Consider the following 6,327-nt stretch of genomic DNA (forward strand, 5'->3'; position numbering starts at 1 on the left):
CCCTGATGTACGCCACGGTCGAGGACTACCTGGCGGACAAGGACCCGGCCGCAATCGAGGCGTTCCTGCGATTCCGCACGATGGTTCTCGACCTCGGTGACGACATCGAGGAGCGCGTGCACGCGTCGGAGATCTCGTGGTCCCGCGGCCGCACATTCGCTGCCGCATTCGTGTACGCCTCCAAGCTCGAAGTCGCCCTCGATCTTCCGCGGCGGGTGCACCACGCGGCTCTCCGTGAGGCGTTCCCGACCGGCCCGATCACCACCCACCGTTTGAGTCTCGCGGACGCCGCCGGGTTCGACGACCATCTGGCCGAACTCCTGCGCGAGGCCTACGACACGGCTGCGGAGCCCGGCCCGTAGCCGAACCGTCCGTTCTCCGGAGACAACACAACCGCCCCCTCACACGAGGGGGCGGTTGCCTTTTATGCCCGGATCTGGATTAAGGTAGCCTTACCGCACTAAGGATTGCCTTACCTCGGGTGGTGCGGGCCGTGTACTTCCCTTCAGCAGAATGTGAACTCAGTTGACGCGCACACTCCGGCGTTCTCACGCCCTGCCCCTCGTTCTTGCGCCGGCACTTCTCGTTGCAGCATGCGGCGGGTCGAGCACGGCGGCAGAGTCGGCTCCGGGACCGTCCTCGGCCCGATCGCTCACCATCGCCGCCTCCAAGGACTCCGGGCCCCTCAACATCTTCGCCGGCCAGACGGACCAGATGACCGAGCTGATCTACGACAAGCTTCTGTCGCCGTCCCCCTACGTCGCCGACCCCCAGCCGTGGCTGGCCACCGACGTCCGCCAGGTCGACGCGACCACCTGGGAGGTCGACCTCCGCGACGACGTCACCTGGCACGACGGTGAAGCGTTCACGGCAGACGATGTCGTCTTCAGCTTCCACTACATGCACGCCGCCCCCACCGGTCGCTACACCCACCACGTCAACGACACGCCGTCCATCTCCGCGGTCGACGCCGTGGACGAGGACTCGGTCCGCTTCGTGTGCGACTACTCGTGCCCCGAACTGGGCCCCGTCACACTCGCGGACCTGCCGATCATCCCCGAGCACGTGTGGTCGAAGGTCGACCCTGCCGAGGCCAAAGCCGTCACCGACCTTCCGGTCGGCACCGGACCGTTCGTGCTCGTCGACTACAGCCCGACCAGCGGGTACCGCTTCGAGGCGAACGAGGACTACTTCGCGGGTACCCCGACCGTCGACGAACTCGTCATGCCGGTCATCGAAGACAACGCCGCCGCGTTCACCGCGCTCAGCTCCGGCCAGATCGACGCCGCCGACCGCGCGCTCACACCCGAACTCGTGGACCGCTTCACCGCCTCGAACGACATCGGCGTGATCACCGTCGCGCCGCTCAGCTACCCGGAACTCAAACTGAACTTCGCCCGGGAACCGTTCGCACAGGCCGACTTCCGCGCGGCGCTGAACCTCGCGGTCGATCGCGACCAGTTGCTCGACGTCGTCGGACTCGGCCAGGGCCGTCCCGGCACACAGGGCTACGTCCATCCCGACGCGCCGTTCGCCGACCCCGACGCCTCGACCCCCTACGACGCCGAGCAGTCCACAGCACTGCTCGACCGCCTCGGCTGGACCGACCGTGACGGCGACGGCACCCGGGAGAATCCCGCCGGCGAACCGGCGACCTTCACCTTGGCCGTCAACGGTGGCAACGCGCCGCAGGTCCGCGCCGCCGAACTGCTCGTCGAGGACTTCGCCGAGATCGGCATCGCCGTCACCGTGACCCCGCTCGACTCCGGATCGTTCTCCGATGCGTCGTCCAAGAAGACCTACGACATGATGGTCACCACGAACAGCCCTCACGCAGTGGCCGATTCGACGCAGTTCATCATGTCGCACCGTTCCGGCAACCTGTGGAAGCACCCGGACCTCGCCTACCCGGAGTTCGACGCCCTGTACGACGCGTGGAAGGCCACCGAGACCAACGACGCGCGCATCGCCGCCATGCAGGACATGCAGAAGCTGTTCAACCGCCAGCCGACCGCCATCGCCCTGTACTACCCGGACGAGTACTGGGCCTTTCGCGCCGACACGTTCGGTGGATGGATCGAAACCCCGGGGTACGGCATCGTCCACAAGTGGTCGTTCCTGCCGGCGGACGTCGTCGAGGCAGCCAACGCACAAGCACCGCAGGACTGACCCATGACCGTCGTGCGTCGAGCAGGGCAATACGCGCTCGTGTTGTGGGCGGCGGTGACGCTGAACTTCGCGTTGCCCTACTTGGCGCCCGGCGATCCCGTCGAATACCTCTACGGCGGCGACCAGCAGGCCCTCGATCCCAAGTACATCGCGCAGATGCGCGCCGAGTACGGACTCGACCGGCCGATCCTCGAGCAATACCTCTCGTTCTGGTCGGGTCTGGGGCCCCGGGGGAGAGGCATCTCCGGGCAGCACCACCCGCCCCGGGGCGGCGTCCTGTGGGACAAGCTGCCCTGGACGGTTGCGCTGGTAGGTATCGGCACCCTCCTGGCGTTCCTCATCGGCACCCTGCTCGGTGCCTGGGCGGCCTGGCGCCGCGGCACCGGCAAGGAAACCGGAACCGTCGTCGGCATTCTCGTTCTCGATTCGATGCCCGGTTTCTTCATCGGAATGATCCTCATCGCGGTGTTCTCCGTGACCCTCGGCTGGTTCCCGTCCTACGGGGCAGCGGCCATCACCTCCACCGGCGGGGAATGGCTGCTCGAAGTCGCCTCGCGCATGGCGCTTCCCGTCGCCACGCTCACGATTGCCGGTGTCGGCGGGTTCTTCCTCATGACCCGGGCGTCGATGGTCGGGGTCCTCGACGAGCCGTTCATCCGGCTCGCGCGGGCGAAGGGCCTGAGCGAGTTCCGCGTCGCGGTCGGACACGCCCTGCGCAACGCGCTGCTGCCCGTCTACACCACCCTCACGCTCACCGTGGGCGTCCTGCTGTCCGGTGCGGTCGTCGTCGAATCCGTCTTCGCATATCCCGGTCTCGGCAAACTCACCTTCGACGCGGTCACCGCGCGGGATTATCCCCTGCTCCAGGGCGCATTCCTGCTCGCCACGGTCGGCATCGTCGCCGCGAACATCGTCGCCGACCTGACCTATCCCCTGCTCGATCCCCGGGTCCGTCGCGACCGGACCTCCGCCACGACTCACGAAGAGGTGACCGTGTGAGCATTCTCGGTACGAAGACACGGTCGCAGCGACTCGCAACGGCCGGCGCGGTAATCCTCGGAATCCTGGTGCTGTGCGCGCTGACCGCGCCGTGGCTCTCCCCCTTCGACCCGGCCGAGCGCGCGACACGGCCGTTCGCGTCTCCGTCCTGGCAGCACTGGCTCGGCGCCGACGACGTCGGGCACGACCTGCTGTCGATGCTGCTTCACGGCGCCCGTGTCTCCCTGTTCGTCGGTGTGGTCGCCGCAACCGTCGCCACCGCGATCGGCACACTCGTCGGTGTCGTCGCAGGCTATGCGCGCGGTGTCCTCGACACCGTTCTCATGCGCGCCGTCGACGTCGTGCTGTCCCTCCCGGTATTGCCACTGACCATCGTGATCGGCGTGTTCGCCGGTCCGGGCCTGCGCACCCAGATCATGGTCATCTCCGCCGTCCTCTGGGCCGGCATGGCCCGTGAACTGCGCGCGCAGGTCCTCACCCTGCGCGAGCGCGATCACATCCAGGCCCAGCGAGCGATGGGCGCGAGCGCGGGCTATGTGCTCCGCCGCCACATCGCACCCGCGGTGGTCCCACTCGTCGTTCCGCAGTTCGTCCTCGCCGTGAAGACGGCGATCCTGCTCGAGGCCTCGCTGTCGTTCCTCGGGCTCGGCGACATCTCGGCGGCCAGCTGGGGGTCGATGCTGTCGATGGCCCACTCCCGCAACGCGTTCCTGACCGATGCGTGGCTGTGGTGGGTCCTGCCGCCCGGCATCGCGATCGCGGTCACGGTGCTGGGGTTCGCGTTGCTCGGCAACGCCATCGAAGAGCGGACACGGCCGATCCTTCTACCGCGCAAAGCCTCTCGCCGGTCTCGTCTCCGGGCGGCGACCCCCGAGACCGTCGCCGACGACGTGCAGCACCCCCTGGTCGTCGACAACCTCACCGTCCGCTACGGCGCGGACGGACGCGGCGCCACCGGCGTGTCGTTCTCGATCGCACCCGGCGAACTGCTCGGCCTGGTCGGCGAATCCGGCAGCGGGAAGTCCACCGTCGCCGCCGCCACGGTGGGTTTGCTGCCGCCCGCGGCACGCATTGTGTCCGGGCGCGTGCTGGTGTCCGGCCGGGACGTCGCGGCCATGACGCCCGCGGAATTGCGCGCCGTGCGCGGCAACCGAATCGCTCTCGTTCCGCAGGAGGCCCTGAGCGCCCTGAACCCGGTGACGACCATCGGCTCTCAACTGGATGAAGCCGTCAGGGCACACCGTTCCTGCAGCCGCGCCGACGCGCGGGCACGCTCGCTCGACCTGCTGGCCCAGGTGGGTCTCGGTGCCGATCGGGCCGACGCCTACCCGCATCAACTGTCCGGGGGCATGCGGCAGCGTGTCGTCATCGCGATGGCATTGGCGAACGATCCGGACGTTCTGATCGCCGACGAGCCCACCAGCGGCCTCGACGTGCTCCGCGAAGCCGAAGTGCTCGCACTGCTCGACGACCTGAGAACCCGGCACTCGCTGGCGCTGCTGGTGGTCACCCACAACCTCCCGGTCATCGAGCGGATCGCCGACCGCATCGCCGTGATGAAGGACGGAGACCTGGTGGAGATCGGCCCGGTCTCGCAGATCACGGGAGCACCCGAACATCCCTACACCCGGCACCTCGTCGAATCCGCTCCCCGGCTCCGCCCCGCGCTGCTCGAGGCCGCACGGTGAGCCCGCTGCTCGACATCCGATCGCTGTCCGTGGTGTTCGACGGTGTCCCCGCCGTATCCGATGTCTCCCTGCGGGTCGCGGCGGGCGAATCGGTCGCCCTGGTGGGCGGTTCCGGCGCCGGGAAGTCCACGGTGGCGCGGGCGATCGCCGGACTGGTCACTCCGACCGCCGGCAGCATCGTCTTCGACGGTACCGACGTGACGACTGCCCGCGGACGGCAACGACGACAGGTGCGCCGCGACATGCACATGGTCTTCCAGGACCCGTACGCGTCGCTGCCACCCGGACTGCGGGTCCGGGACATCGTCGCCGAACCCATGGTGATCCACGGACTCGGTGGCCGTACCGAGCGGCGAGAAGCGGCGATCGCCGCTCTCGACGCCGTGCACCTCACACCGACGGCCCGTTATCTGGACCGTTTCCCTCACGAACTGTCCGGCGGCCAGCGACAGCGTGTGGCCTTCGCGCGGGCACTGGTGACGCGCCCGCGCCTCCTGCTCGCCGACGAACCGACCAGCGGCCTCGACGCGTCGCTACGCATCGGGATCGTGGACCTGATGGCCGAACTCGCCGCCGGCACCGGTCTCGCCGTCGTGCACATCACGCATGATCTCGCGCTCGCCGAACGCAGCTGCGAGAACATCGTCGTCATGCAGGGCGGCCGTGTAGTCGAATCCGGCCGCGCGAGCGAGGTTCTCGCCCGTCCCCGGCACGCCTACACCGCAGCACTCGTCGCCGCCGCGTCCGGCGCCCGCTGACCGAGCGTCGAAAACAACGTCAACACAAGGAGGATCGACCATGTCTGCAGTGCTCGAGGTCGTCGACAACGGAACCGTCATCGGTTTCGGTGTCGACGACATCATGAAGTACCACGGCCCGGGTTTTCCCGGTGGCGTCGCGCACGCCGTCAAGGTACTCGAGCGTGCCCTGCCGGTTCTGAGCCCTGATGCACCGGCCGAGCGCCGCGAGATCTCGGCCGTCACCGCACACCGCGGCCCCGGGGTACGCGACACGTTCGAGGTCGTCACGCGCGGCGTCACCGAGGGCCGCTTCACCGTGGACCCGGCACTCGAACGCCCTGAGCGCGGAGCGACCCTCGAGCGGTACGTATTCGAACTCACCTACCGGGGAAAGACGGTCAGGCTCGAGATCCGTGAAGGGTTCGTCACCGACGAGTTCATCTCCCTCGGCCGCAAGGCCGACCGCGCCCCTGCCGAGGATGAACGGCTGACGGTGCTCAAGCAGGAGATGGCAGACCGACTGCTCTCCGCGCCGGCGGACGAGGTCTACGACATCGTGGGGTAACCACTCGTGTGATCGAGCGTGACGTGGCCCCCCCCCGGGGGGGGGGGGGGGCGCCCGGGGGGGGGCGGGCGCGCGGGCGCCGGGGCAGGCCGACGGGAACCGAGCCGACCGGGTGTCGGCAGTGCTCCGGGGGATCGCGCTGCTGATGGCCGGCGAACCGGAACTG

At 68.6% G+C, this 6,327-nt stretch carries 6 protein-coding genes; all 6 read left to right on the plus strand.

The genetic code is table 11. The annotated features are described in order from the left end of the window. Positions 1 to 5 precede the first annotated feature (5 nt). The 6 genes from TVH25_RS12010 (at position 6) to TVH25_RS12035 (ending at position 6,161) form a co-directional block, all read left to right on the plus strand. Positions 6 to 362 (plus strand): DUF5655 domain-containing protein, encoded by a 357-nt coding sequence (locus TVH25_RS12010; protein ID WP_169620239.1) that lies wholly within the window; start codon positions 6 to 8, stop codon positions 360 to 362. Between the two features lie 163 nt (positions 363 to 525). After that, on the plus strand, positions 526 to 2,169 hold the full coding sequence (locus TVH25_RS12015) for an ABC transporter substrate-binding protein (protein WP_422424252.1): 1,644 nt from the start codon (positions 526 to 528) through the stop codon (positions 2,167 to 2,169). Between the two features lie 3 nt (positions 2,170 to 2,172). Continuing rightward, entirely contained in the window at positions 2,173 to 3,168 is a 996-nt protein-coding gene (locus tag TVH25_RS12020) for an ABC transporter permease (protein WP_422424254.1), read from the plus strand. Then, positions 3,165 to 4,856, plus strand: coding sequence for a dipeptide/oligopeptide/nickel ABC transporter permease/ATP-binding protein (locus TVH25_RS12025; RefSeq protein ID WP_296549597.1), 1,692 nt, complete (start codon positions 3,165 to 3,167; stop codon positions 4,854 to 4,856). The genes TVH25_RS12020 and TVH25_RS12025 overlap by 4 nt, the downstream gene beginning before the upstream one ends. Then, the gene (locus TVH25_RS12030) at positions 4,853 to 5,614 is read left to right on the plus strand and encodes an ABC transporter ATP-binding protein (RefSeq protein WP_422424256.1); all 762 of its coding nucleotides are present in this window, start codon (positions 4,853 to 4,855) and stop codon (positions 5,612 to 5,614) included. Before TVH25_RS12025 ends, TVH25_RS12030 begins: the two co-directional genes overlap by 4 nt. 40 nt (positions 5,615 to 5,654) lie before the next feature. Further along, positions 5,655 to 6,161 (plus strand): hypothetical protein, encoded by a 507-nt coding sequence (locus TVH25_RS12035; protein ID WP_422424257.1) that lies wholly within the window; start codon positions 5,655 to 5,657, stop codon positions 6,159 to 6,161. Positions 6,162 to 6,327: the final 166 nt, after the last annotated feature.

The sequence above is a fragment of the Rhodococcus sp. 7Tela_A2 genome, from assembly GCF_049311045.1.
Taxonomy (GTDB): Bacteria; Actinomycetota; Actinomycetes; order Mycobacteriales; family Mycobacteriaceae; genus Rhodococcus.

Coding starts and splice junctions, on each gene's coding strand:
- TVH25_RS12010 (WP_169620239.1), top strand. CDS start 6: ATGTACGCCACGGTCGAGGACTACCTGGCGGACAAGGACCCGGCCGCA.
- TVH25_RS12020 (WP_422424254.1), top strand. CDS start 2,173: ATGACCGTCGTGCGTCGAGCAGGGCAATACGCGCTCGTGTTGTGGGCG.
- TVH25_RS12035 (WP_422424257.1), top strand. CDS start 5,655: ATGTCTGCAGTGCTCGAGGTCGTCGACAACGGAACCGTCATCGGTTTC.